Consider the following 25,773-nt stretch of genomic DNA (forward strand, 5'->3'; position numbering starts at 1 on the left):
TGTTCTATCTTGAACGTGTAAATCAATTAGATCAGCTTTCTCCTACTGTTCTTCATGTTCGGATAAAAAACAATAAGTCATAGTCCCAAAGATGGCTCCAATACTAAGACCAAAGACCAGTAAGGGGATCATTATCTCTGTTTGGATGATTTTTTCCAAGAATGTTGAAAGGGGCACCTGCTGAACGAAGAGTTTATGAAAGAGTAGCAGGGCAAATAAGCCAATCTCAATAATTATAAATACCAGCCAACTACGAACTTTTATTTGGTGTTTGCTGTAAGTTTTGTAGATGATTTCTGATTTATCATCCTTTTCAAGATTCAGCTCTTTGACAGCTCTTTGGGCTTTTATACTCATGAACAAAATGAGTCCAAAATAGATGTAGGGCATAACCGATTGAACAATTTCTATAAAGCGTCCAAACAAAATATAGAACAGGAAGAGAAAGAAGGAAGAGTAAAAGATTTGGACCATGGAACGGGCGCAAGCCTTGTAGATAACCTCTTGACGGCATTCATCAAAGGGTCCTTGGATATGAAAGAAATTTCGAACTAAGCGAGTGGTTAAGTCTTCTTTTTTCATGGTAGTGACCTCTTAATAACCTTCTTTTTGTTTAACTTCTTTAAAGAGTTGACAGAGAGTATAGAAATAGACCAAACTAAAAATGATACAGATAGTTAGAAATAGGAGATATCTCCAATCCATAGAATTCGTTAACAGTTGTGGAAAAGATATGAGGATAAAGCAGAGTGATGCGTTTAGGAGGCGTATTTTTTTTGATTTGATTTTCTGAAATCTTTGTCCTTTGTTCAAGACAGGAAGGGCTAAGAGGAAGATGATTAGAAAAGGACGCGTAATTTGGCCATAAACTAGGAAAACTGTCATAAAGATACTGATCAAAATATGGCTGAGAATTAAAGTTTGTAGTGATTTCATAAGTTTCCTCCTAATCGTCGTCTTGATCTTCTCTAGCTTTTTGAATACGAAGGGTGACAACAATATGCACTGTTAATCCGAAAAAGAAGGCTGCAACGATGGTCGACAAGATACTTCTGGTATTCAGAAGAGAGGTAAGATAGCTCTTGCTATCATCCATTAGGATATCGAGAAGTGGCATTCCAAACAACATGGCTATTCCATAGATCAGACCAGCTTTAAGTCCGGGATTACGTAACTGTTTCTTTTCCTTCTGGCTCAACATATCAGGATCGATAGCAGCAATACCAGTTTTTTTAGTTTGAGTAGTGACATAGAGAGCACAAACCAAGGAAACCAGAAAAATAATGATTGGATATCCGAAAGCGACCATTTGGGGATATTTATAAGCAAGGACAAAGGGGATGAAATTGCCTAGAGTCATGAGGTAAAAGAGAATCATAAAGACTTTATTCCCGATGTGGTCAGCCTCGCGTCGTTTGTGTTCATCAAGTGGCCCTGAAATGCCATAGATACGTTTGATCAATTTTTCATTGAGGGGTTCTTTTTTCATGGGTAATTTCTCCTAAATGAACGATGTTACTTTGTTGCTTTTACGAATTGATAGAGATAATAAAGATAAGTAATAGAAGAAAGGATAGCGATAGTTAGCAGTATATAATATTTCCAATTACTTGAAATGAGTGTCAGTTGTGGTAAGGATAGAATCATAAAGAATAGTGCTAAGTTGAGTATGCGCGTTGTTTGGGAGTCGATCTTTAGATAAGTCAATCCTTTGTTGAGTGCTGGAACAAAGACTGGAAGGAGGACTATATCGTAGATTGGCAAATTCCCTGAAACGATGATGAAGATGAACAGAGAACTGAACAAAAGATGATAGGTAAGTAAAGTTAGTAATGATTTCATAAGGTACCTCCTAATCCTCATCCGGATCTTTCTTAGTTTTTGCAATGCGACGGGAGATGAGGAACTGTATGCTTGCTCCGAAGAAGATAGAACCGAAAATGCTTGCTAAACCATTTCTTATAGTGAGAAGAGACTGAAAATAGTCCTGACCTTCACCTATGAGTATACCTAGAAGAGGAGTTATAAAAAACATCCATAGACCAAAGAATAAACCTGCTTTAAGACCAGGGTAGTGTAGTTGCTTATTTTCTTTCTCACTCAACATATCTGGTTCAATAGTTGTAATACCTGTTTTTTGCATTTGGTAGGTGACGTAGCCGGCAGAGATGAGGGCAATCACTAAAATCAGAGGAGGATAGACTAGAGCCACTAGTTGAGGATATTTATAGGCTAGAACGAGTGGAATAACATTGCCGAAAATCATCAGATAAAAGAGAATCATAAAGACTTTATTTCCGATGCGGTCAGCTTCGCGCCGTTTGTATTCGTCCAGTGGATCAGAAATACCGTAAGTGCGTTTGATGAGCTTTTCAGTGAAAGTTTCTTTTTTCATTTTTCTTCTCCTTTTTAACAATCATCCTCCCAAAAGAGACTGTTGAGGTCAGTTTGGAGGCTTCGGGCCAGATTGAGACAGAGTTCCAAGGTTGGATTGTACTTATCGTTTTCAATCATGTTGATGGTTTGCCTCGAGACACCGATATCCTTGGCAAGTTCGAGTTGGGACTTGCCCAGTTCCTTGCGGAATTCTTTCACACGATTCATGCTTCCTCCTTTTTAGATTGTGTCACATATATTTGACTATAGTATATTCTTTTGAAAATAAAATGTCAACTATTTTTGACATATTTTTAAAAGAAAGTTGATGAGAATATTTCCATTATAAAATCTTCTAGCTATTTTATGCTATAATGAAGAAAAGTAAAAAATATAAGAGTGGATTGAATAAACCGAAAGCTATCCACTAAAGAAAGAGCAGAAAATGAACCATAAGATTGCAATTTTATCAGACATACATGGCAACACGACGGCCTTAGCTGGAGTACTTGAGGACGCTAAAAATTTGGGAGCGACTGAATATTGGCTTTTGGGGGATATTTTTCTTCCTGGGCCGGGAGCAAATGACTTGGTGGCTCTTTTGAAAGACCTTCCCATTACAGCATCCGTTCGAGGCAACTGGGATGATTGTGTGTTGGAGGTTTTAGATGGGCAATATGGTTTAGAGGATCCCCAAGAAATCCAGCTCATGCGATTGACCCAGTTTTTAATGGAGCGTCTAAACCCAGAGCATATTGATTGGTTGAGAAATCTACCTATGGTAGCCAAGAAAGAAGTAGAAGGCTTGCGCTTTTCTCTTTCACATAATTTACCTGAGAAAAATTATGGTGGTGATTTGCTGGTTGAAAATGATACCGAAAAATTTGACCAGTTACTTGATGAAACTACTGATGTAGCCGTCTATGGACATGTCCATAAACAGCTTCTGCGTTACGGTAGCCAAGGTCAACAAATCCTCAATCCAGGTTCTATTGGTATGCCTTATTTTGACTGGGTAGGGCTGAAAAATCACCGTGCCCAGTATGCCTTACTTGAAGTTGAAAATGGTGAATTGGTCAATATCCAATTTCGAAAAGTTGCTTATGATTATGAAGCAGAGCTAGAATCAGCCAAGACCAAAGGTCTTCCTTTTATCGAAATGTATGAAGAATTACGACGTGAGGACAACTATCAAGGACATAATAGGGAATTACTTGCTATCCTAAATGAAAAGCATGGCTATGTGGAGGATGTGAAGAATTATTTTGATTTTTTGTAAGAGTTGCTTTAACTTACAAATACTAAATAAAACGATTGGACTAGCCAATCGTTTTTAATATATCTTATTGTAATTGAGATTGATCTGGTAGGTAGGAACCACCGAGATAGGTTTTGCTGAGTTTTTCAAGGGTTCCATCTTGGTAGAGTTCTTTGAGGACCTTGTCAAATTGGTCTTTAAATTCTTTTTGGTCACTTGAAAAGATGATGTAGTTGTTTGGATTATCATTGCTTTCCAAGTCAACCACGTTCAAGTCTAAACCTCGGTCTTGGATAATTTTTTGAACAGAGATTTTATCAAAGATTAGGAAATCAAACTCGCCATTTGAAAGATCAGTCAGACGTTTAGCAACATCCTCACCGGAGTATTGGATGGTGGCAGGATTGTCGGAGTGGCTTTGATTCCAGTCGGTAACAACCTTGGCAGTTGAAGTTCCAGTATCATCCTGGGTTGTTTTACCAGCGATGTCTTGTAGAGAAGTAAGAGCCTTGTCTTTTTTACTTACGAGCACCAAAGGATTTTTAGCGATAGGTAGGGAGTAGAGGTATTTGTCTGCTCTTTCTTTGGTATAGCTCAAGTTGTTGGCAGCAGCTTGGTAACGGCCAGCATCCACTCCAGGGAAGATACTTTCCCAAGCTGTTTTTTGAAATTCAATCTTGTATTGATCCAGTTTTTCATCGACTGCTTTTAAAACCTCAACATCATATCCGGTCAAATTACCATCTTTTTCAAAATCAAAAGGTGGGATGTCTCCAGCAGTTGCTACAACAATGGTTTTAGGACTAGCAGTGGAAGTAGAAGCACTATCCTGTTTGGCTTGTCCACAGGCGACCAACAAGGGACTAATGGCTAATAATAAGAATAATTGTTTCATAAGAGTCTCCTTTACTTAATGGTATCTAGCTTACCAGACAATTAATCAGATATCCAATATATATTTTTTATGGAAGTGATAGAGAAATATTATAATTTCCAGTTTTGTAGTAAACAACTCAAGTAAGAAAAAAGATAATTTGTTTCACTAATGAAAAAACTCTGCAAGCTCTTTCAGAATGTGGTAAAATGGAAGCAATAGAAATAGAAAAGGAAATCAATTATGAAATTTCTTGAGTTAAATAAAAAACGTCATGCGACCAAGCATTTTATTGATAAACCTGTCGATCCGAAGGATGTTCGTACAGCTATCGAAATCGCAACCTTGGCACCAAGCGCTCACAACAGTCAGCCTTGGAAATTCGTCGTGGTTCGTGAAAGAAATGCTGAACTAGCAAAATTGGCTTACGGTTCAAACTTTGAGCAAGTAGCATCTGCACCTGTAACCATTGCCTTGTTTACAGATACAGACTTAGCTAAACGTGCTCGCAAGATTGCCCGTACTGGTGGTGCCAACAATTTCTCAGAAGAGCAACTGCAATACTTCTTGAAAAATCTTCCAGCAGAATTTGCGCGTTACAACGAACAACAAGTTAGTGACTACTTGGCTCTTAATGCTGGGCTTGTAGCTATGAACTTGGTCCTTGCATTGACTGACCAAGGAATCGGATCAAACATTATCCTTGGTTTTGACAAATCAAAAGTCAATGAAGTCTTGGAAATCGAAGAACGCTTCCGTCCAGAACTCTTGATTACAGTGGGATATACAGATGAGAAGTTGGAACCAAGCTATCGCTTGCCAGTAGATGAAATTATCGAAAAAAGATAGGAAGAAAAAATGACAGTTATTGATTTTACAGCAGAAGTAGAAAAACGTAAAGAAGACCTCTTGGCTGACTTGTTTAGCCTTTTGGAAATCAACTCAGAACGTGATGACAGCAAGGCAGATGCTGAGCATCCATTTGGACCTGGGCCAGTAAAAGCCTTGGAAAAATTCCTTGAAATCGCAGACCGTGATGGCTACCCAACAAAAAATGTCGACAACTATGCAGGACATTTCGAGTTTGGTGAAGGAGAAGAAGTTCTCGGAATTTTTGCCCACATGGACGTAGTGCCAGCAGGTAGCGGTTGGGACACTGACCCTTACACTCCAACTATCAAAGATGGTCGTCTTTATGCGCGTGGTGCTTCTGACGATAAGGGACCAACTACAGCTTGTTACTATGGTTTGAAAATCATCAAAGAATTGGGTCTTCCAACTTCTAAGAAAGTTCGTTTCATCGTCGGAACTGACGAAGAGTCAGGTTGGGCAGATATGGACTACTACTTTGAGCATGTAGGACTTGCAAAACCAGACTTTGGCTTCTCTCCAGATGCTGAATTCCCTATCATCAATGGTGAAAAGGGAAATATCACTGAATACCTTCACTTTGCTGGTGAAAATACTGGTGCAGCTCGTCTTCACAGCTTTACAGGTGGATTGCGTGAAAACATGGTTCCTGAATCAGCAACAGCAGTCGTTTCAGGTGACTTGGCTGACTTGCAAGCTAAACTAGATGCCTTTGTTGCAGAGCACAAACTCAGAGGAGACATCCAAGAAGAGAACGGTCAGTACAAGGTGACTGTAATTGGTAAATCAGCTCATGGTGCTATGCCTGCTTCAGGTGTCAATGGTGCGACTTACCTTGCTCTCTTCCTCAGCCAATTTGCTTTTGAAGGACCTGCAAAAGACTACCTCGATATTGCTGGTAAGATTCTCTTGAATGACCACGAAGGGAAGAACTTGAAAGTAGCTCATGTGGACGAAAAGATGGGTGCCCTTTCTATGAATGCGGGTGTTTTCCGCTTCGACGAATCAAGTGCTGACAATACTATTGCCCTCAACTTCCGTTATCCAAAAGGAACAAGCCCAGAGCAAATCAAGTCAGTTCTTGAAACCTTGCCAGTTGCTTCAGTTAGCCTTTCTGAACATGGGCATACTCCTCACTACGTACCAATGGAAGATCCACTCGTTCAAACTTTGTTGAATGTTTATGAAAAACAAACAGGTCTTAAAGGTCACGAACAAGTTATCGGTGGTGGAACGTTTGGTCGTCTCTTAGAGCGTGGTGTAGCCTACGGTGCTATGTTCCCAGATTCTATCGATACTATGCACCAAGCCAACGAATTTATCGCCTTGGATGATCTTTTCCGTGCAGCAGCAATCTACGCTGAAGCTATTTATGAATTGATCAAATAATGATCTAGAAGTCTGAGATTTTATGCTTGGACTTCTTTTTGGAGGGAAACAGATGTCTCAAATCGAAAAAATCAAGCAAGCTATCATAGAGGATCCCCAAAATGCCGGCTATACTGAGCAAGGCATCGAGCCACTCTTTGCAGCACCAAAAACAGCTCGTATCAATATCATTGGCCAGGCACCTGGTCTCAAAACCCAAGAAGCAGGGCTATACTGGAAGGATAAAAGTGGGGACCGCTTGCGAGAATGGTTGGGTGTGGATGAAGACACCTTTTACAATTCAGGTTACTTTGCAGTCATGCCCATGGATTTCTACTTTCCAGGTCATGGGAAATCGGGTGACCTACCACCTCGTCCAGGTTTTGCAGAAAAATGGCATCCAGAACTCTTGAAGGAATTGCCAGATATTCAATTAACACTCTTGATTGGTCAGTATGCCCAAGCCTACTACCTGCATGAGAAAGTTAGTGGTAAGGTGACAGACCGTGTGCATCGGTTCAAGGATTATTTGCCTGATTATTTCCCACTGGTGCATCCTTCACCCCGCAATCAAATCTGGATGAAAAAAAATCCTTGGTTTGAGGCAGAAGTTGTGCCTGACTTGAAAGATAGAATCCAAAAAATTCTCGGAGAAGAAAAATGAAAGAAATTACTTTTAACAATTTTTACCAGCTTTATCAGAAAGAGGCGCTTTCTGTATTGGATGTGAGAGAAGTAGAGGAATTTGAGGCTCTTCATTTAGAAGATGCTCGTAATTTCCCTCTTAGTCAACTGGCAGATACTTATGAGCAACTAGATAAAACCCAGCCTTACTATGTGATCTGTAAATCAGGTATCCGTTCCGCACGTGCCTGCCAATTTTTAGCAGAACAAGGCTATGAAGTTATCAATGTCAAAGGTGGCATGGATGCTTTAGAATAAGACAAACTCCCTTTGAGACTGAAAATAAAAAAGGTCTCGAAGGGAATTTTTTTGCATTAAAATTCGGAAAATTGAAAACATTTTAGAATTATTTCGTGACAGCCTTTTCTGGCCTTTAATCATGTTATACTAAGAAAGTATTTTATTTTTAATAAGGAGAGTTTATGGCTAAAAAAGGTGCTTTAACAGGATTACTCCTGTTTGGAATATTTTTTGGAGCAGGTAACTTGATTTTCCCTCCAACTCTAGGCGCACAGTCTGGAGAAAACTTCCTTCCTGCCATTGCAGGATTTGTATTTTCAGGTGTTGGGATTGCCGTCCTAACTTTGATTATTGGGACCCTTAATCCTAAGGGGTATATCTATGAAATTTCTAAGAAAATTTCTCCATGGTTTGCGACGATTTATCTTGCAGTTTTGTACTTGTCGATTGGCCCATTCTTTGCCATCCCTCGTACAGCAACGACATCGTTTGAAGTTGGTATTAGTCCACTCTTGGATCAAGCAGATAAAGGTTTAGGTTTGATTGTCTTCACCATTCTCTACTTTGTAGCTGCCTACCTAATCTCGTTGAATCCTTCAAAAATCTTGGATCGTATCGGTCGAATCTTGACTCCAGTTTTTGCCATCTTAATTGTTATTCTGGTTATCCTTGGAGCTTTCAAGTATGGTGGGAATGCACCACAAGCAGCTTCAGGCGCTTATCAAGCTTCAGCCTTTGGTGCAGGTTTCCTTGAAGGATACAATACACTTGACGCGCTTGCTTCTGTTGCCTTTAGTGTGATTGCAGTTCAAACCTTGAAACAACTTGGTTTTTCAAGTAAGAAAGAGTACATTTCAACCATTTGGGTGGTTGGAATCGTTGTAGCACTCGGATTTAGTGCTCTCTACATCGGGCTAGGTTTCTTGGGCAATCATTTCCCAGTAACAGAAGAAGCAATGAAGAGTGGAACTCCGGGAGTTTATATCTTGTCTCAAGCGACTCAAGAAATCTTTGGTTCTACTGCTCAGCTTTTCCTTGCGGCTATGGTAACCGTTACTTGCTTTACAACGACTGTAGGGTTGATTGTATCAACTGCCGAGTTCTTTAACGGACGTTTCCCACAAATCAGCTACAAGGTTTATGCGACTGTCTTTACCTTGATTGGTTTTGCCATTGCAAATCTTGGTTTGAGTGCTATTATTAAGTACTCTGTACCAGTTCTCGTTATTTTGTACCCAATTACGATTGCCATTGTCATGATTGTGATTGTGAATAAGTTTGTCGCTCTTTCAAAACCAGGAATGCAATTAACTGTTGGTATTGTCACAGCCATTGCTATTGCAAGTGTTTTAGGATCTACTTTTAAAGTCGAGGTCCTTGCAAATATCGTGAACGCTCTACCATTTGCGGAGGCTTCTCTGCCATGGTTGGTACCAGCTATTATCGGAATTCTACTTTCTCTTGTTCTTCCAAATAAACAAGAAAGTGAAGCTTTTGAAATGGAATAGAAAAAACTTGGCATCGGCCAAGTTTTTTCTATTTAGTTTTAGTTACTTAGTTTTTTTCTGTATAACCAAGGTCTGTTAACATTTTTTTAGAGGCTTTAAAACTTACGTTTTTTCCAACGCCTGAGTATTCTTCTGGTAAAGCTTTTCTAAGTTCGTCAATGCTTGCAACTGAAAGGTCAATCTCAAGATCTTGTACGACTTTACCATCTTTAACTTCGATTGAGAAAGTTACCCCTTTAAGTCCCTTATAGCCTTTGTAGGTTTCTTCAAGAATACTTTTTACAGCATCTGCAGTATTATTGAGGACTTCAGGATCAGCGACATTATGAGCAGTTTGTTTGACAACATTATCACCGTCAACTGTATAAGTTAAGGTTGATACGACACCAGGCTGAGAATCGTTCACAAAGGTCGCAGTTTTTAATTCGGATTTCTTTTCAGTAGTGCTAGATTCAGAAGTTTTTACTTCAGTCGTTTCTGGTGTAGAAGAGCTAGAAGAAGTGGTTGAGGATTGTTTTGAACATCCCAACAAGAATGCCAAAGGCAAGGCTAAGAAAAGTGTCGTTTTGAAATATTTGTTCATTTTGTATTCCTTTCATCATAATACTTTACTTCATTTTACCATAGATTAATTTTAAAATCAAAGTATTTTAAGTTTTTCTTTTTTGCACATACTACGATGGGAAAAGTGATATAATGGTAACAAGAGGTGAAAAAATGAATCAAACTGTAGAATATATCAAAGAACTAACTGCTATTGCGTCACCAACAGGTTTTACGCGTGAAATTACGAATTATTTAGTTGAGACGCTTGAAAAACTAGGTTATCAACCAATCCGTACTGCTAAAGGTGGTGTCAACGTTACTGTTAAAGGTAAAAATGATGACAAACAACGCTATGTAACTGCCCATGTAGATACCTTGGGTGCCATTGTTCGTGCTGTTAAATCAGATGGTCGTCTCAAGATGGACCGTATCGGTGGCTATCCTTGGAACATGATTGAAGGCGAAAACTGCACGGTCCATGTAGCTAGCACAGGTAAAACCGTATCAGGTACGATTTTGATCCACCAAACTTCTTGTCACGTTTACAAAGATGCTGGAACTGCGGAACGTACACAGGACAATATGGAAGTTCGTTTGGATGAAAAAGTGACCAATGAAAAAGAAACACGCGCACTCGGTATCGAGGTTGGTGATTTTATCAGCTTTGACCCACGAACTGTCGTGACTGAGACAGGCTTTATCAAGTCTCGTCATTTGGATGACAAGGTCAGCGCAGCTATTCTCCTTAATCTCCTCAAAGTCTACAAAGAAGAAGGAATTGAACTTCCTGTCACTACGCATTTTGCTTTTTCAGTCTTTGAAGAAGTGGGGCACGGTGCTAACTCAAGTATCCCTAGTCAAGTTGTCGAATATCTAGCTGTGGATATGGGAGCAATGGGAGATGATCAGCAGACGGATGAGTACACAGTCTCTATCTGTGTTAAGGATGCTTCAGGTCCTTACCACTATGAATTCCGTCAGCATTTGGTAGCTCTCGCAAAAGAGCAAGACATTCCATTTAAGCTAGATATCTATCCATTTTACGGTTCGGATGCTTCGGCAGCGATGTCAGCTGGAGCAGAGGTTAAGCACGCTCTTCTAGGAGCAGGTATTGAATCAAGCCATTCTTATGAGCGTACTCATATTGATTCTGTAGTGGCTACTGAGCGTATGGTGGATGCTTATCTCAAGAGTGAGTTGGTGGACTGAGATGTGCTTGATTTGTGATCGAATTGAACTCATCAAGTCTGGTGACAATCCCTACTTTGTCAAGGAGTTAGAAACAGGATATGTTGTCATCGGAGATCACCAGTATTTTGAAGGTTACACTCTATTCTTAGCCAAGGAACATGTCACAGAACTACATCATCTAGGTCCAAGTGTCAGACTTCAATTTTTAGAGGAAATGAGTCTGGTGCAGGAAGCTGTTTCTAAAGCTTTTTCTGCTGAAAAGATGAATGTAGAGTTGCTTGGAAATGGAGATGCCCATGTCCACTGGCATATTTTCCCTAGACGAGAGGGTGATATGAAGGGACACGGTCTTAATGGACGTGGTCCAGTCTGGTGGGTTCCATGGGAAGAAATGATTGCTGAAGAATATCAGGTTAAGGGAAGCAAATTAGAAGACTTGATTGCAAGATTATCTGAGACTTTAAACCAGATGATTAAATGAAAGGATAACAGATGAAAAAAAGATACCTTATCTTATCAGGATTATTAGCCTTGACATTGGCAGCTTGTTCACAAGAAAAATCATCAACTACAGAGGCTAAGTCTTCTGCAGAGCAAGCAACTGTACAAGAAGGAACCGCGGGAAGTAAGTCTCAGGAAGCTAGTCAAAAGAAAGCAGAAGTGGTTAACAAAGGAGATCACTACAGCATTCAAGGCAAGTACGATGAGATTGTTGTGGCTAATAAGCATTATCCTATGTCAAAAGATTACAATCCTGGAGAAAATCCTACCGCAAAGGCAGAACTGTTAAAACTCATTGCAGCTATGCAGCAAGCAGGTTTCCCAATTAGTGATCACTATAGTGGGTTTAGAAGTTATGAAACTCAAACTCAGCTTTATCAGAACTATGTAAATAAAGATGGCAAGGCTGAAGCTGACCGCTATTCTGCAAGACCTGGTTATAGTGAACACCAAACTGGCTTAGCTTTTGATCTGATTCGAACAAATGGAGAACTAGTCACTGAAGAAAAGGCAGCCCAATGGCTTTTAGACCACGCCGCAGACTATGGCTTTGTCGTTCGTTACCTTAAAGGTAAGGAAAAAGAAACAGGATATATGGCTGAGGAATGGCACCTTCGCTATGTTGGCAAAGAAGCCAAAGAAATTGCAGCAAGTGGCCTCAGTTTGGAAGAGTATTACGGTTTTGAAGGTGGAGACTATGTTGATTAGTCGCAAAACATCTTGCAAGATTACTTAAAATTTGATAAAATGAATAATAATTAAATAGGAATCTGCAAGACTAGTATCTCAGGGGAAGTATCTCAGGGAGGAGAGCCGTGACTGAAAGCTCTCTATATGAAAGCTGGGTGAATTCACTTGCCTATGGATTCAGAATAAAGGTCTGACTTGTCAGATGAAAACGGATGGTACCGCGTGTCAACGCTCCGAGTGGAGTTTTTGGCATGTGGTTTTCTTTTTATCTTACGAGAGACTGATGGAGGAATTATGTCAACTATTGAAGAACAATTAAAAGCGCTTCGTGAAGAAACGCTAGCTAGCTTGAAGCAGATTACTGCTGAAAATGAAAAAGAGATGCAAGAATTGCGTGTCTCAGTCCTTGGTAAAAAAGGGTCACTGACTGAAATCCTTAAAGGGATGAAAGACGTTTCTGCTGAAATGCGCCCTGTTATCGGAAAACACGTCAATGAGGCTCGTGATGTCCTAACAGCTGCCTTTGAAGAAACAGCTAAGCTCTTGGAAGAAAAGAAAGTGGAAGCTCAACTAGCAAGTGAAAGCATTGATGTGACACTTCCAGGACGTCCAGTTGCGACTGGTCACCGTCACGTTCTTACACAAACTAGTGAAGAAATTGAAGATATTTTCATTGGTATGGGTTACCAAGTTGTGGATGGATTTGAAGTTGAGCAAGACTACTACAACTTCGAACGTATGAACCTTCCAAAAGACCACCCAGCCCGTGATATGCAGGACACTTTCTACATCACAGAAGAAATCTTGCTCCGTACCCACACGTCTCCAGTTCAGGCGCGTGCGATGGATGCCCATGATTTTTCTAAAGGTCCTTTGAAGATGATCTCACCAGGACGTGTATTCCGTCGTGATACTGACGATGCGACCCACAGTCACCAATTCCATCAAATCGAAGGCTTGGTTGTTGGGAAAAACATCTCTATGGCTGACCTTCAAGGAACTCTTCAGTTGATTGTGCAAAAAATGTTTGGTGAAGAGCGCCAAATCCGTTTGCGCCCATCTTACTTCCCATTCACAGAGCCTTCTGTTGAGGTTGACGTTTCATGCTTCAAGTGCGGCGGAGACGGCTGTAACGTATGTAAGAAAACTGGTTGGATCGAGATTATGGGTGCCGGTATGGTTCACCCACGTGTCCTTGAGATGAGTGGTATCGATGCGACTGTTTACTCTGGCTTTGCCTTTGGTCTTGGTCAAGAGCGTGTAGCCATGCTTCGCTACGGAATCAACGATATCCGTGGATTCTACCAAGGCGATGTCCGCTTCTCAGAACAGTTTAAATAAGATTGAAACATGAAACACAATCCTATACAGTTCTAGTCATTTCCTCTCGGTGAGAAATGGCAAGAGCTTACTCGAAGAAAAAGAAAGGAATTGAAAAGGTCTCGATTGATGAGATCTTACGATCAGAATTATGTTAGTATCATACAAATGGTTAAAAGAATTGGTGGACATTGATGTGCCATCACAAGAGTTGGCTGAAAAAATGTCAACCACAGGGATCGAAGTAGAAGGTGTGGAATCACCAGCTGCCGGTCTCTCAAAAATTGTTGTCGGTGAGGTCTTGTCTTGTGAAGATGTGCCAGAAACTCACCTCCATGTTTGTCAGGTTAACGTTGGCGAAGAAGAAGCCCGTCAAATCGTTTGTGGAGCACCAAATGTTCGTGCAGGCATCAAGGTTATGGTGGCACTTCCAGGAGCTCGTATCGCTGACAATTACAAAATCAAAAAAGGAAAAATCCGTGGTTTGGAATCTCTCGGAATGATCTGTTCCCTTGGTGAATTGGGAATTTCTGACTCAGTTGTACCAAAAGAATTTGCAGATGGTATCCAAATCTTGCCAGAAAATGCCGTTCCAGGTGAGGAAGTCTTCTCTTACCTAGACTTGGATGATGAAATCATCGAGCTTTCTATCACACCTAACCGTGCAGACGCTCTTTCTATGCGTGGGGTAGCTCACGAAGTAGCAGCTATCTATGACAAGGCAGTCAACTTTAAAGAATTCAGTTTAACAGAAACCAATGAATCTGCAGCAGACGCTCTTTCTGTCAGCATTGAGACAGACAAGGCGCCTTACTATGCCGCTCGTATCTTGGACAATGTGACGATTGCACCAAGTCCACAATGGTTGCAAAACCTCCTCATGAACGAGGGAATCCGTCCAATCAATAACGTAGTGGACGTGACCAACTACATCCTTCTCTACTTTGGTCAACCAATGCACGCCTTTGACTTGGATACCTTTGAAGGGAGTGACATCCGTGTACGTGAAGCACGTGCTGGTGAGAAATTAGTGACCTTGGATGGTGAAGAACGTGAGTTGGAAACAAATGACATAGTCATCACTGTAGCAGACAAGCCAGTAGCTCTTGCAGGTGTCATGGGTGGACAAGCTACAGAAATCTCTGAAAAGTCTACTCGTGTCGTTCTTGAAGTAGCTGTTTTCAATGGCAAATCTATCCGTAAGACAAGTGGTCGTCTCAATCTTCGCTCTGAGTCATCTTCTCGCTTTGAAAAAGGGATCAATGTGGCAACTGTTAACGAAGCCCTTGATGCAGCAGCAAGTATGATTGCTGAGCTTGCAGGTGCAACCGTGCGTAAGGGAATCGTTTCAGCAGGTCAGTTGGATACTTCAGATGTAGAAGTTTCTTCAACCCTTTCTGACGTCAATCGTGTCCTTGGTACTGAGCTTTCCTACGCGGATGTAGAGGATGTCTTCCGTCGTCTTGGCTTCGGTCTTTCTGGAAATGCAGAAAGCTTTACAGTCAGCGTCCCTCGTCGTCGTTGGGATATTACTATTGAAGCTGACCTCTTTGAAGAAATCGCTCGTATCTATGGCTATGATCGCTTGCCAACTAGTCTTCCAAAAGATGATGGAACAGCTGGTGAATTGACTGCGACACAAAAATTGCGCCGTCAAGTTCGTACCATTGCAGAAGGTGCTGGATTGACAGAAATTATCACCTACGCTCTGACAACTCCTGAAAAAGCAGTCGAGTTTACGATTCAGCCAAGTCATTTGACAGAATTGATGTGGCCAATGACTGTGGACCGTTCAGTTCTCCGTCAAAATATGGTTTCAGGTATTTTGGATACAGTTGCCTACAACGTAGCACGTAAGAATAAAAACTTGGCTCTTTATGAGATTGGAAAAGTTTTCGAGCAAATCGGTAATCCAAAAGAAGAATTGCCAAATGAAATCAATAGCTTTGCCTTTGCCTTGACTGGCTTAGTTGCTGAAAAAGACTTCCAAACAGCAGCTGTCCCAGTTGACTTCTTCTATGCCAAGGGAATTTTGGAAGCCCTCTTTGCTCGCTTGGGTCTTGAAGTGACTTATACAGCAACCTCTGAAATCGCTAGCCTTCACCCAGGACGTACAGCCTTGATTTCACTCGGTGATCAAGTAGTCGGTTTCCTCGGTCAAGTGCACCCTGTGACGGCTAAGGCTTACGATATTCCAGAGACTTATGTAGCTGAGCTTAACCTTTCAGCTATTGAAGAAGCCCTTCAACCAGCAGCAGCCTTTGTGGAAATTACTAAATTCCCAGCAGTCAGCCGTGATATCGCTCTTCTCCTCAAGGCAGAAGTGACTCACCAAGATGTGGTTGATGCCATCAAATCTGCAGGCGTGAAACGTTTGACAGCTATCAAACTCTTTGATGTCTTCTCAGGTGAAAAACTAGGACTTGGTATGAAGTCAATGGCATATAGCTTGACCTTCCAAAATCCAGAAGATAGCTTGACTGATGAAGAAGTCGCACGCTACATGGAAAAAATCCAAGCATCACTTGAAGAAAAAGTGAATGCAGAAGTGCGTTAACAGTCTAAAATCCATCCTTCGGGGTGGATTTTTTAGTACAAAAAATCATCAAGCTTCAGCCTGATGATTGAATCAAATTGACGGGGAAACAACTCCTTTTTAATACTGTTACAAGATGATCAGACATCGATATTTTTTGTCATCCAATCAGCTATGAAGTGATAGGTATCGTTTCGATTATTCTCGTTTAGAATTTCGTGACGAGCATCTTCAACTAATCGAAGGCTTACTTTCGAATGTGAAGCCTTTAGGAGTTTTACAAATCTTTCTATACCTTTACCATTTTCTCCCAGAGGGTCTTCTTGTCCTGAAATAACGAGAATGGGGAGTTGAGCTGGAATCTCATCGATTACCTGCTTACTAGCTACTTGATTAGAGAAGTAAAAAATGGATCTGTACATAGGAATAGTAGGGATGAATTGACAGAATGAATCCTTCAGATAAGCTTGGTTAGATTCTTCATTTTTTGAAAGCCAATCTACGGATGTTTTAGGATTTTTAATACTACGGTTAAAACTGTCAGTGGACAGGTAGGTTAGAAGTTTACTACGGTGTTTATTCCCTTTTATAAGTCGGATGCATTCTGTTAGGATGAGAGCAAATCGAGTTAGAAACTGAGGTTGTTGACCAGTCGCCATGATAATCAAGGCATTGATAGGTGGTTTTCGTTTAGCTACATAATAGCGACACATAAGAGAACCCATAGAATGCCCTAGAAGGACGATTGGAAATCCTGGATAGCTTTCTTGAATGAAGGAGGTCACTCTTTCAATATCATCGATGAGTTCCTCGGGAGATTCAGGAAAGACTCCGAGTTGACTTGAATTTTGAGCAGTAAAACCATGGCCGAGATGATCATGGCCGATAACAGTAAAGCCTTCGTTATTCATGGCTAGAGCAAATTCTTCATATCGTTCTACGTATTCAACCATCCCATGTACAAGCTGAAGAACTGCTTTTGGCTGTTCAGCTTCCCAAATGATTAAGCTATTGTTGTTTGGTTCGAGTTTAAGTCTTTTTTTCATATCAGATTCCTTGCCTATGATAATCTATAGTCTATCAAAAATATACCATAAAATAGCACGATAAGCTAGGCAGGATAATGAAGATTAGTAGTAACAATTCAGGACTGAAAATGAACATTTGAGGACATAGCCAACGGATTTATCAAGAAATGAGTATAATAAATTTATCACTTAAAATCTGGGGATAAAATACTTGGCGAAGAGCCAATAAAATACCAATTCAGTAAATATCCTTTTAAAAACAAAGATTTAAAAATGTACATAAATCATTGTAAAAGCTATCAAAAAGGAGTATAATGAGTGCAATAAATTTCGGAGGTGGATGATGCTCGAAGTAAGGAATCTAGAGAAAAGTTTTGGGCCTAAGCAAGTTTTGTTTGATGTTAACTTTCAAGCAAGACCAGGGCGTATTTTGGGGCTGGTTGGGAAAAATGGAGCTGGGAAAACAACTATTTTTCACAGTATTTTGAAATTTTTAGACTATCAAGGGGAGATTGAGCTTGATGGTCAAGATATTCGTCAGGAGACCTATGCTCGCATTGGTTATCTCCCTGAAGAACGTAGTCTTATGCCTAAATTGACAGTCCTTGAACAAGTTCGTTACTTGGCGACCCTAAAAGGCATGGATACCAAGGAAATCAAAGAAAAACTCCCTCAATGGATGGAAAAACTGGAAGTCAAGGGAAAACTGACGGACAAGATTAAGAGTCTCTCAAAAGGAAATCAACAGAAAATTCAACTGATCATTACTCTGATTCATGAGCCAGACTTGATTATCCTAGATGAGCCTTTTAGTGGCTTGGATCCAGTCAATACCGAACTCCTTAAGCAGGTTATCCTAAAAGAAAAAGAACGTGGCGCGACTATTATCTTTTCTGACCATGTCATGACCAATGTCGAAGAACTTTGTGATGATATCCTCATGATTCGTGATGGGCGTGTCGTCTTGCATGGACCGGTTCAAGAGGTTCGCAATCAATACGGGAAAACACGACTTTTTGTTTCAAGTGAACGAAGCAAGGAAGAACTGGAGAATCTTCCTCATGTTAAACAGGTTAGCTTGACCAAGCAAGGTAGTTGGAAGTTGATTTTAGATGATGAAAGTGCTGGTAGGGAACTCTTCCCAATCTTGACTCAAGGTCAATATATCGCGACCTTTGACCAACAAGCGCCGACAATCGATGAAATCTTTAAATTAGAATCAGGGGTGGAAGTATGAGAAATATGTGGGTTGTAATTAAAGAAACCTATTTAAGACATGTCAAGTCGTGGAGTTTCTTCTTTATGGTGATTTCGCCTTTCCTCTTTTTAGGTCTATCTGGAGGAATTGGTGTTCTCCAAGGTTCTTCCTTGGCTCAAAATAGTAAGGTAGCAGTAGTTAGTTCTGTTCCTCTTGTTACAGAAGAACTTAAATCGACCAATGGTCTTAACTTTGACTATAAGGATGAAGCAAGTGCCCAAGCTGCTATCAAGGATGAGAAAATAAAAGGCTATCTAACCATTGACCAGGAGAATAGTGTCCTCAAGGCAGTCTATCATGGTGAGACTTCATTAGAGAGTGGCATTAAGTTAGCAGTGACCGCTAAGTTGAATGAACTCCAATCCCAACTCAACCGTTCAGAAGCAAATTTGTCTCAGGAACAGGAAAAACTCTTGGCTCAAACAATTCAATTCACAGAACAGATTGATGAAGCCAAGGAAAATAAAAAGATGGTCCAAACCTTTGCGGCTGCAGGACTGGGTTTCTTCCTCTATATGATTTTGATTACTTATGCTAGTGTTACTGCTCAGGAAGTAGCCAGCGAGAAAGGAACCAAAATCATGGAAGTGGTCTTCTCAAGCATTCGTGCTAGCCATTATTTCTACGCCCGCATGATTGCCTTACTTCTAGTCATTTTGACTCATATTGGTATTTATGTTGTAGGTGGTCTTGGAGCTATTTTCTTCTTTAAGGATATGCCTATCTTGGCTAATTCAGGTATTCTAAATCACTTGGGAGAAGCCTTTTCGATCAATACCTTATTGTTTGTCTTGGTTAGTCTCTTTATGTATGTGGTCTTGGCTGCCTTCTTAGGTTCTATGGTTTCACGACCTGAAGACTCTGGTAAGGCCTTATCGCCTTTGATGCTTTTGATTATGGTAGGTTTCATTGGGGTAACTGTATTAGGAACTTCTGGTGATAATTTAATCTTGAAAATCGGTTCTTACATTCCATTCGTCTCAACCTTCTTTATGCCTTTCAGAGCTATCAATGGTTATGCAAATGGACTAGAAGCTTGGATTTCGCTTGCTATAACGGTTATTTTTGCAGTTACTGCAACAGCTTTTATTGGACGTATGTATGCTAGTTTGGTTCTTCAAACGGATGATTTAGGAATTTGGAAAACCTTTAAACGAGCTTTAAGTTATAAATAAAGTATCGGACCTGTGAGTGTATCTCCCAGGTCTTTTATACTCTTCGAAAATCTCTTCAAACCACATCAGCTTCCATCTACAACCTCAAAACAGTGTTTTGAGCAGCCTGTGGCTAGCTTCCTAGTTTGCTCTTTGATTTTCATTGAGTATTAATTAGCTGAAATATTTCACATTTATTTCTCCTAAACCTTTGACTATTAGGCAAAATTATCGTACAATAAAGAGTACATGATAAAATGAGATCAGAGTTTATCCACTCTGGCGTTAGTAGTAAAAAATGAGGAGAAACGCTTTGGAATTAGAAGTATTTGCTGGGCAAGAAAAAAGTGAACTATCTATGATTGAGGTGGCTCGTGCCATCTTGGAACTCCGTGGTCGTGATCACGAAATGCATTTTAGTGATTTAGTTAATGAAATCCAAAACTATCTCGGTACCTCTAATAGCGATATTCGTGAAGCTTTGCCTTTGTTCTACACAGAGTTGAACTTTGACGGTAGCTTTATCTCACTTGGAGATAACAAATGGGGTCTTCGTTCATGGTATGGAGTTGATGAAATCGATGAGGAAATCATTGCTCTTGAGGAAAGTGATGATGAAGAAGTAGCACCTAAGGCTAAGAAAAAACGTGTCAACGCCTTCATGGATGGTGATGCAGATGCTATTGATTACAGTGCAGATGATCCAGAAGATGAGGATGCATACGAAGAAGATCCAGCTCTTTCTTATGATGATGAAAATCCAGATGATGAGAAGAATGAAGTGGAAGCCTACGATGCTGAAATCAATGAAATCGCCCCAGATGATCTAGATGAAGAAGTCGATCTTAATGAAGAGGACGACGAAGACTCTGAGGAAGAGGAAGAATAAAAATAAAGAGGAGTTGGAGCTGGAATCGGTCTATCAAGTCTCGATTTTCTAGTTCCAGCTTTTTATGTATTAGTTTGAATGAGTTATGCAAAATAGAATGCCAAGTCAACGATTTGTTCTATTTGACAAATGCTTCATTTTGAGGTAATATATTGTTCGGGCACCTCTTTTAGAGGTCGGAGCTCCCTAGTTATTAGGGAGCTATTTTTGTTTTCCCAGGAAGATTTTCTTCTTGGGGTGTAGTTATTGATGAAGGTCTTGTTTTCTCAATCCCCTGTTAGTAAACAAGACCTTGAGCATTTTAGAAAGAGGAATCTATGTCTACGAAATATATTTTTGTCACTGGTGGTGTGGTATCGTCTATTGGGAAAGGGATCGTTGCAGCGAGCCTTGGGCGCCTTTTGAAAAACCGTGGTTTGAAGGTGACCATTCAAAAATTTGACCCTTATATCAATATTGACCCAGGAACCATGAGCCCTTACCAGCACGGAGAAGTATTTGTAACAGATGATGGGGCTGAGACAGATTTGGACTTGGGTCACTATGAACGTTTCATCGATATCAACCTCAATAAATACTCAAACGTGACAACTGGTAAAATCTACAGCGAAGTTCTTCGTAAGGAACGCCGCGGTGAATATTTGGGTGCAACTGTCCAAGTTATTCCTCATATTACAGATGCTTTGAAAGAAAAAATCAAGCGTGCTGCTCTTACGACAGACTCTGATGTCATTATTACAGAGGTTGGTGGAACAGTCGGCGATATCGAGTCCCTTCCATTCTTAGAAGCTCTTCGTCAGATGAAGGCAGATGTGGGTGCAGATAATGTCATGTATATCCATACGACCTTGCTTCCTTACCTCAAGGCAGCTGGTGAAATGAAAACCAAACCAACTCAACACTCTGTCAAAGAATTGCGTGGTCTGGGAATCCAGCCTAATATGTTGGTCATCCGTACTGAAAAGCCAGCTGGACAAGGAATTAAAAATAAACTAGCCCAGTTCTGTGATGTGGCACCAGAAGCAGTTATTGAGTCCTTGGATGTGGATCATCTTTACCAAATCCCACTTAATCTGCAAGCACAAGGTATGGACCAAATCGTCTGTGACCATTTGAAAATAGATGCACCTGCAGCAGATATGACAGAGTGGTCAGCTATGGTTGACAAGGTTATGAACCTCAAAAAACAAGTCAAGATTGCCCTTGTTGGTAAGTATGTTGAGTTGCAAGATGCCTATATCTCCGTTGTTGAAGCCTTGAAACACTCTGGTTATGCCAATGATGCAGAAGTCAAGATTGATTGGGTCAATGCTAACGATGTGACAGCTGACAATGTGGCAGAACTCCTATCTGATGCTGACGGAATCATCGTGCCAGGTGGTTTTGGTCAACGTGGAACAGAAGGCAAGATTGAAGCGATTCGCTATGCGCGTGAAAATGATGTACCAATGCTGGGAGTCTGCTTGGGTATGCAGTTGACCTGTATCGAATTTGCCCGTAATGTCTTAGGTCTTGAAGGAGCTAATTCAGCAGAGCTAAATCCTGATACCAAATACCCTATCATCGATATCATGCGTGATCAGATTGATGTTGAGGACATGGGTGGTACCCTTCGTTTGGGACTTTATCCTTCTAAGCTAAAACGTGGTTCTAAGGCAGCGGCAGCTTATCATAACAAAGAGGTGGTGCAACGCCGTCACCGTCACCGTTATGAGTTTAACAATGCCTTCCGTGAACAGTTTGAAGGAGCAGGTTTTGTCTTTTCAGGCGTTTCACCAGACAATCGCTTGGTCGAAATTGTTGAAATTCCAGAAAACAAATTCTTTGTGGCTTGTCAGTACCACCCAGAGCTTTCAAGTCGTCCAAACCGCCCAGAAGAACTCTACACTGCTTTTGTAACAGCAGCTGTCGAAAATAGTAAATAGTCATGATTAAACCTTTGAGAGTCATCTCAGAGGTTCTTCCTATATACATTTAGGATATCTCTTGCAAAAAAATAACATAGTGATATAATTAACATGGATAAAAACAGGAGGGAATCTCATGAAAAAAATCACACTATTTAGTTTGTCTTTAGCAGGTTTAGCTTTACTAGCTTTTCCTCATTCAGGAAAGGCCTTCGAGCTTGAAGAAGAGTGGGTCATTAAGGGTGGTGTTCAATATCAAGATGGCAAAATTCTTCGATTTGAAAATGGACATGAAGTAGATATCAAAGTCTTAGATTTGCCCAAAAACGAAAAAATTGAATGGAAAGTCACTTTAAATGGTCAAGATCAGACTGTCAATTTTCTAGGTCAAGAAAAGGACAAGTCTATGGTCGGTACAGAGGGGCGTTACCTGAATTTCTACGTACCTTATGGCTACAGAGGAGATATCAAAGTAGAAGCCAAGAGTGGAAATGAAACAAAGACCTGGTCCACTAAAGTAGTTGATGATGTATATAATGACGGTGGAAAGAGTGGTTACTTCCGTATTGACGAATCAAATGATCAACACACCTACCTTGATGCAAAATGGGACTATCAAACCAAGACCTACACTGCTACCTTACCAGAGACTGTCAATGGTCAAAAAGTATTTGCTTGGGCAGACGACTATGAAGAATTGAAACTTCAAAAACCAGGAGTTATTAGTCATTCCTACAGGGGAGCAGGAGCCTTCAAAATACTTTATCCGATTGTAAAAGCAGAAAGCTGGCTAAAATCTAAACAAAACTGGTACTATCAAAAACAAGGACAACTAGTTAAAGATGCTTGGATTAAGGATCAGGGAACATGGTACTTTATGGATGATGAAGGGGTTATGTTTAATCAAACATGGCTATACCAAGGTGGTAGCTGGTATGCCTTTAAATCATCAGGAGCTATGATTTCAGCTGATTGGTTATATGATAACGGCTCTTGGTATTACCTAAAAGACTCAGGTTCAATGGCGACAGGCTGGCTTAAAGATGGTGGTACTTGGTATTATCTAAAAGACTCAGGTTCAATGGCGACAGGCTGGCTTAATGATGGTGGTACTTGGTATTATCTAAAAGACTCAGGTTCAATGGCAACAGGCTGGATTAAAGATAATGGTAAGTGGTACTATCTGGCTTCATCTGGTAATATGCTTAGCAATACACGCACGCCAGATGGCTATTATGTAGATGCCAGTGGCGCTTGGAAATAAATGTTAAACAGAGAAAGTCTACTGAGGAGGTAGATTTTCTTTTTTTCATTTTCACAATTATGAAAATCTGGAAAAAGGACATTATTTTTGGTAAGATAAGGGTATGGATTTTGAAAAAATTGAACAAGCATATACCTATTTACTAGAAAATGTCCAAATCATCCAAAATGATTTGACGACAAATTTTTACGATGCCTTGATTGAGCAAAATGGGATCTATCTGGATGGTCAGACAAATCTGGAAGATGTCAAGAAAAATAATCAAGCATTAAAACGATTGGCTCTTCGAAAAGAAGAGTGGTTACGAACCTACCAATTCTTGTTAATGAAGGCAGCGCAAACAGAACCTCTACAAGCAAATCACCAGTTTACACCAGACGCCATTGGTCACTTGATGATTTTTCTGATGGAGCAACTGTGGCCTGCTGAAAATCTAAGTTTATTAGAGTTGGGTTCTGGGATGGGAATTCTGGGTGCTAGCTTCTTAACGTCCATGAACAAAAAGGTAGATTACCTTGGGATTGAACTAGATGACCTCTTGATTGATCTAGCTGCAAGCATGGCTGAAGTTATGGATCTTCAAATGGGCTTTGTCCAAGGAGATGCAGTACGTCCACAAGTATTAAAAGAAAGTGCTATTATTGTGAGCGACCTCCCGATTGGCTACTACCCAGACGATCAGATCGCTTCACGTTACCAAGTGGCAGCAAAAGATGAACATACTTACGCTCATCATCTATTAATGGAGCAATCTCTCAAGTATCTGAAGACGGGAGGCTATGCTATTTTCCTTGCTCCAACAGATCTTTTGACGAGTCCTCAGAGTGAACTTTTGAAATCATGGCTCACTGACCAGGCTCAACTAGTGGCAATTATTGCTTTACCAGAGGATCTATTCGCTCAAGGAGCCCAGTCTAAGACCATTTTTGTTTTGCAAAAGAAGGTGGGAGAAGGGACAGAGCCATTCGTTTATCCACTTACTAGTCTTCGGGATCCTGAAATTTTGTTGGAATTTAAGGAAAATTTTCAAAATTGGTGTCAAGAACATGAAATCTAGTATAAATTTTGATATAATAGTTGAAAACGCTTAAAAAAGGGGAAACATTATGACAAAAACCATTGCAATTAACGCTGGAAGCTCTAGCTTGAAATGGCAACTTTACCAAATGCCAGAAGAAAAAGTGCTTGCAAAAGGGTTGATTGAGCGAATTGGATTGAAAGATTCTATTTCTACAGTTAAGTTCGATGGTCGCTCAGAACAACAAGTCCTTGACATTGACAACCATACTTTGGCAGTTAAGATTTTGCTTGATGACTTGATTCGTTTTGATATTATTAAATCTTATGATGAAATTACTGGTGTTGGACACCGTGTCGTTGCAGGTGGAGAGTACTTCAAAGAGTCTACAGTCGTGGAAGGTGATGTAATTGAAAAAGTTGAAGAGTTAGGTCTTCTTGCTCCATTGCACAATCCTGCGAATGCTGCGGGTATTCGTGCCTTCAAAGAATTGTTGCCAGATATTACGAGTGTCGTTGTTTTTGATACTTCCTTCCATACAACAATGCCAGAGAAAGCTTATCGCTATCCTCTACCAACAAAATATTACACAGAAAACAAGGTTCGTAAGTACGGAGCCCATGGAACTAGCCATCAGTATGTCGCTCAAGAAGCAGCCAAGGTTTTGGGGCGTCCACTTGAAGAGTTGAAGTTAATCACCTGTCACATCGGTAATGGTGCTTCTATTACAGCTGTTAAGGGTGGGAAATCTGTTGATACCTCAATGGGATTCACTCCACTTGGTGGTGTAATGATGGGGACTCGTACAGGGGATATTGACCCAGCCATCATTCCTTATTTAATGCAATATACAGAGGACTTTAACAAACCTGAGGACATCAGTCGTATCCTCAATCGTGAGTCAGGATTGATGGGGGTTTCTGGTAAATCTAGTGATATGCGTGACGTGATTGCTGCTATGGATGCAGGAGATCATGATGCTACTTTGGCTTATGAAATGTATGTTGACCGTATCCAAAAACATATTGGTCAATACCTTGCAGTCCTAAATGGAGCAGATGCTATTATTTTCACAGCAGGTATCGGTGAAAATTCTACTAATGTACGTGAAGATGTTATTTCAGGGATTTCTTGGTTCGGTTGCGATGTAGATCCAGAGAAAAATGTCTTTGGTGCAACCGGAGATATTTCGACAGATGCAGCAAGTGTACGTGTACTGGTAATTCCAACGGATGAAGAATTGGTCATTGCGCGTGACGTTGAACGTTTGAAAAAATAACAGATTAAAAAAAT

General features: G+C 40.4%; 27 protein-coding genes. 18 read left to right on the top strand and 9 right to left on the bottom strand.

The genetic code is table 11. The features are described from left to right. Positions 1 to 42 precede the first annotated feature (42 nt). Genes HMPREF1116_RS07620 through HMPREF1116_RS07640 form a run of 6 tightly spaced genes read right to left on the bottom strand, consistent with a single transcriptional unit; the run spans position 43 to position 2,604 of the window. Complete coding sequence (locus HMPREF1116_RS07620; RefSeq protein ID WP_000711248.1) at positions 43 to 582, bottom strand: DUF3278 domain-containing protein; 540 nt, start codon at positions 580 to 582, stop codon at positions 43 to 45. Between the two features lie 12 nt (positions 583 to 594). Further along, entirely contained in the window at positions 595 to 936 is a 342-nt protein-coding gene (locus tag HMPREF1116_RS12375; RefSeq protein WP_000838907.1) for a hypothetical protein, read from the bottom strand. A gap of 10 nt (positions 937 to 946) precedes the next feature. Next, positions 947 to 1,489 (bottom strand): DUF3278 domain-containing protein, encoded by a 543-nt coding sequence (locus tag HMPREF1116_RS11880; RefSeq protein ID WP_000712074.1) that lies wholly within the window; start codon positions 1,487 to 1,489, stop codon positions 947 to 949. A 26-nt stretch (positions 1,490 to 1,515) separates the two neighbouring features. Then, positions 1,516 to 1,842, bottom strand: a complete 327-nt coding sequence (locus HMPREF1116_RS0102310) for a hypothetical protein (protein WP_000838778.1) — start codon at positions 1,840 to 1,842, stop codon at positions 1,516 to 1,518. A gap of 10 nt (positions 1,843 to 1,852) precedes the next feature. Continuing rightward, a complete protein-coding gene (locus HMPREF1116_RS07635) occupies positions 1,853 to 2,395 on the bottom strand; it encodes a DUF3278 domain-containing protein (RefSeq protein WP_000712343.1) in 543 nt (180 codons plus the stop codon). 14 nt (positions 2,396 to 2,409) lie between these two features. Then, positions 2,410 to 2,604 carry a helix-turn-helix transcriptional regulator gene (locus HMPREF1116_RS07640; protein ID WP_001082477.1) on the bottom strand — a complete coding sequence of 65 codons (195 nt, stop codon included), beginning with the start codon at positions 2,602 to 2,604 and terminating at the stop codon, positions 2,410 to 2,412. Between the two features lie 217 nt (positions 2,605 to 2,821). Here HMPREF1116_RS07640 and HMPREF1116_RS07645 point away from each other — a divergent pair, with 217 nt between their 5' ends. Beyond that, positions 2,822 to 3,655 carry a metallophosphoesterase family protein gene (locus HMPREF1116_RS07645; RefSeq protein WP_001015766.1) on the top strand — a complete coding sequence of 278 codons (834 nt, stop codon included), beginning with the start codon at positions 2,822 to 2,824 and terminating at the stop codon, positions 3,653 to 3,655. 64 nt (positions 3,656 to 3,719) lie between these two features. Here HMPREF1116_RS07645 and HMPREF1116_RS07650 read toward each other — a convergent pair whose 3' ends face one another. Continuing rightward, on the bottom strand, positions 3,720 to 4,529 hold the full coding sequence (locus tag HMPREF1116_RS07650; RefSeq protein WP_000811301.1) for an amino acid ABC transporter substrate-binding protein: 810 nt from the start codon (positions 4,527 to 4,529) through the stop codon (positions 3,720 to 3,722). Between the two features lie 222 nt (positions 4,530 to 4,751). On the opposite strand from HMPREF1116_RS07650, the gene HMPREF1116_RS07655 reads away from it, so the two are divergent. From HMPREF1116_RS07655 to brnQ, 5 genes are all read left to right on the top strand, one after another. After that, positions 4,752 to 5,357 carry a nitroreductase family protein gene (locus HMPREF1116_RS07655; RefSeq protein WP_000670142.1) on the top strand — a complete coding sequence of 202 codons (606 nt, stop codon included), beginning with the start codon at positions 4,752 to 4,754 and terminating at the stop codon, positions 5,355 to 5,357. Positions 5,358 to 5,366: 9 nt separating this feature from the next. Next, positions 5,367 to 6,767 carry a dipeptidase PepV gene (gene pepV / locus HMPREF1116_RS07660; protein WP_000215921.1) on the top strand — a complete coding sequence of 467 codons (1,401 nt, stop codon included), beginning with the start codon at positions 5,367 to 5,369 and terminating at the stop codon, positions 6,765 to 6,767. Positions 6,768 to 6,819: 52 nt separating this feature from the next. Next, positions 6,820 to 7,410: a uracil-DNA glycosylase family protein gene (locus tag HMPREF1116_RS07665; RefSeq protein ID WP_000078102.1), complete on the top strand. Its 591-nt coding sequence runs from the start codon at positions 6,820 to 6,822 to the stop codon at positions 7,408 to 7,410. Beyond that, on the top strand, positions 7,407 to 7,688 hold the full coding sequence (locus HMPREF1116_RS07670; protein WP_000659171.1) for a rhodanese-like domain-containing protein: 282 nt from the start codon (positions 7,407 to 7,409) through the stop codon (positions 7,686 to 7,688). Before HMPREF1116_RS07665 ends, HMPREF1116_RS07670 begins: the two co-directional genes overlap by 4 nt. A gap of 164 nt (positions 7,689 to 7,852) precedes the next feature. Beyond that, positions 7,853 to 9,178 (top strand): branched-chain amino acid transport system II carrier protein, encoded by a 1,326-nt coding sequence (gene brnQ, locus HMPREF1116_RS07675; protein ID WP_001074604.1) that lies wholly within the window; start codon positions 7,853 to 7,855, stop codon positions 9,176 to 9,178. A gap of 46 nt (positions 9,179 to 9,224) precedes the next feature. Here the strand turns inward: brnQ and HMPREF1116_RS07680 are convergent, their stop codons facing one another. Continuing rightward, positions 9,225 to 9,761, bottom strand: coding sequence for a DUF1307 domain-containing protein (locus HMPREF1116_RS07680; RefSeq protein WP_001045999.1), 537 nt, complete (start codon positions 9,759 to 9,761; stop codon positions 9,225 to 9,227). 134 nt (positions 9,762 to 9,895) lie between these two features. On the opposite strand from HMPREF1116_RS07680, the gene HMPREF1116_RS07685 reads away from it, so the two are divergent. From HMPREF1116_RS07685 to pheT, 5 genes are all read left to right on the top strand, one after another. Next, on the top strand, positions 9,896 to 10,933 hold the full coding sequence (locus HMPREF1116_RS07685; protein WP_001077253.1) for a M42 family metallopeptidase: 1,038 nt from the start codon (positions 9,896 to 9,898) through the stop codon (positions 10,931 to 10,933). 1 nt (position 10,934) lies between these two features. After that, positions 10,935 to 11,396 carry an HIT family protein gene (locus tag HMPREF1116_RS07690; RefSeq protein ID WP_000335582.1) on the top strand — a complete coding sequence of 154 codons (462 nt, stop codon included), beginning with the start codon at positions 10,935 to 10,937 and terminating at the stop codon, positions 11,394 to 11,396. Positions 11,397 to 11,407: 11 nt separating this feature from the next. After that, complete coding sequence (gene ldcB, locus HMPREF1116_RS07695; RefSeq protein WP_000747750.1) at positions 11,408 to 12,124, top strand: LD-carboxypeptidase LdcB/DacB; 717 nt, start codon at positions 11,408 to 11,410, stop codon at positions 12,122 to 12,124. A gap of 276 nt (positions 12,125 to 12,400) precedes the next feature. After that, positions 12,401 to 13,447, top strand: a complete 1,047-nt coding sequence (pheS, locus tag HMPREF1116_RS07700; protein WP_000103748.1) for a phenylalanine--tRNA ligase subunit alpha — start codon at positions 12,401 to 12,403, stop codon at positions 13,445 to 13,447. Between the two features lie 130 nt (positions 13,448 to 13,577). Further along, positions 13,578 to 15,983, top strand: a complete 2,406-nt coding sequence (gene pheT / locus HMPREF1116_RS07705) for a phenylalanine--tRNA ligase subunit beta (RefSeq protein ID WP_000961528.1) — start codon at positions 13,578 to 13,580, stop codon at positions 15,981 to 15,983. Between the two features lie 119 nt (positions 15,984 to 16,102). On the opposite strand, the gene HMPREF1116_RS07710 is transcribed toward pheT, so the two are convergent. Beyond that, a complete protein-coding gene (locus HMPREF1116_RS07710; RefSeq protein WP_000746567.1) occupies positions 16,103 to 17,008 on the bottom strand; it encodes an alpha/beta fold hydrolase in 906 nt (301 codons plus the stop codon). A gap of 325 nt (positions 17,009 to 17,333) precedes the next feature. On the opposite strand from HMPREF1116_RS07710, the gene HMPREF1116_RS07715 reads away from it, so the two are divergent. From HMPREF1116_RS07715 to HMPREF1116_RS07745, 7 genes are all read left to right on the top strand, one after another. Beyond that, positions 17,334 to 18,227, top strand: a complete 894-nt coding sequence (locus HMPREF1116_RS07715) for an ABC transporter ATP-binding protein (RefSeq protein WP_000895259.1) — start codon at positions 17,334 to 17,336, stop codon at positions 18,225 to 18,227. Further along, positions 18,224 to 19,423 (top strand): ABC transporter permease, encoded by a 1,200-nt coding sequence (locus tag HMPREF1116_RS07720; RefSeq protein WP_007555395.1) that lies wholly within the window; start codon positions 18,224 to 18,226, stop codon positions 19,421 to 19,423. Before HMPREF1116_RS07715 ends, HMPREF1116_RS07720 begins: the two co-directional genes overlap by 4 nt. 292 nt (positions 19,424 to 19,715) lie before the next feature. After that, on the top strand, positions 19,716 to 20,291 hold the full coding sequence (gene rpoE / locus HMPREF1116_RS07725; RefSeq protein ID WP_000418422.1) for a DNA-directed RNA polymerase subunit delta: 576 nt from the start codon (positions 19,716 to 19,718) through the stop codon (positions 20,289 to 20,291). A gap of 317 nt (positions 20,292 to 20,608) precedes the next feature. Further along, on the top strand, positions 20,609 to 22,216 hold the full coding sequence (locus tag HMPREF1116_RS07730) for a CTP synthase (protein WP_000105251.1): 1,608 nt from the start codon (positions 20,609 to 20,611) through the stop codon (positions 22,214 to 22,216). Positions 22,217 to 22,334: 118 nt separating this feature from the next. Next, positions 22,335 to 23,462 carry an N-acetylmuramoyl-L-alanine amidase family protein gene (locus HMPREF1116_RS07735; protein ID WP_000724454.1) on the top strand — a complete coding sequence of 376 codons (1,128 nt, stop codon included), beginning with the start codon at positions 22,335 to 22,337 and terminating at the stop codon, positions 23,460 to 23,462. Between the two features lie 103 nt (positions 23,463 to 23,565). After that, complete coding sequence (locus HMPREF1116_RS07740; protein WP_000345090.1) at positions 23,566 to 24,519, top strand: class I SAM-dependent methyltransferase; 954 nt, start codon at positions 23,566 to 23,568, stop codon at positions 24,517 to 24,519. A gap of 49 nt (positions 24,520 to 24,568) precedes the next feature. Continuing rightward, on the top strand, positions 24,569 to 25,759 hold the full coding sequence (locus HMPREF1116_RS07745; RefSeq protein WP_000167796.1) for an acetate kinase: 1,191 nt from the start codon (positions 24,569 to 24,571) through the stop codon (positions 25,757 to 25,759). Positions 25,760 to 25,773: the final 14 nt, after the last annotated feature.

Source organism: Streptococcus sp. SK140 (genome assembly GCF_000259525.1).
In the GTDB taxonomy this organism is placed as follows: domain Bacteria; phylum Bacillota; class Bacilli; order Lactobacillales; family Streptococcaceae; genus Streptococcus.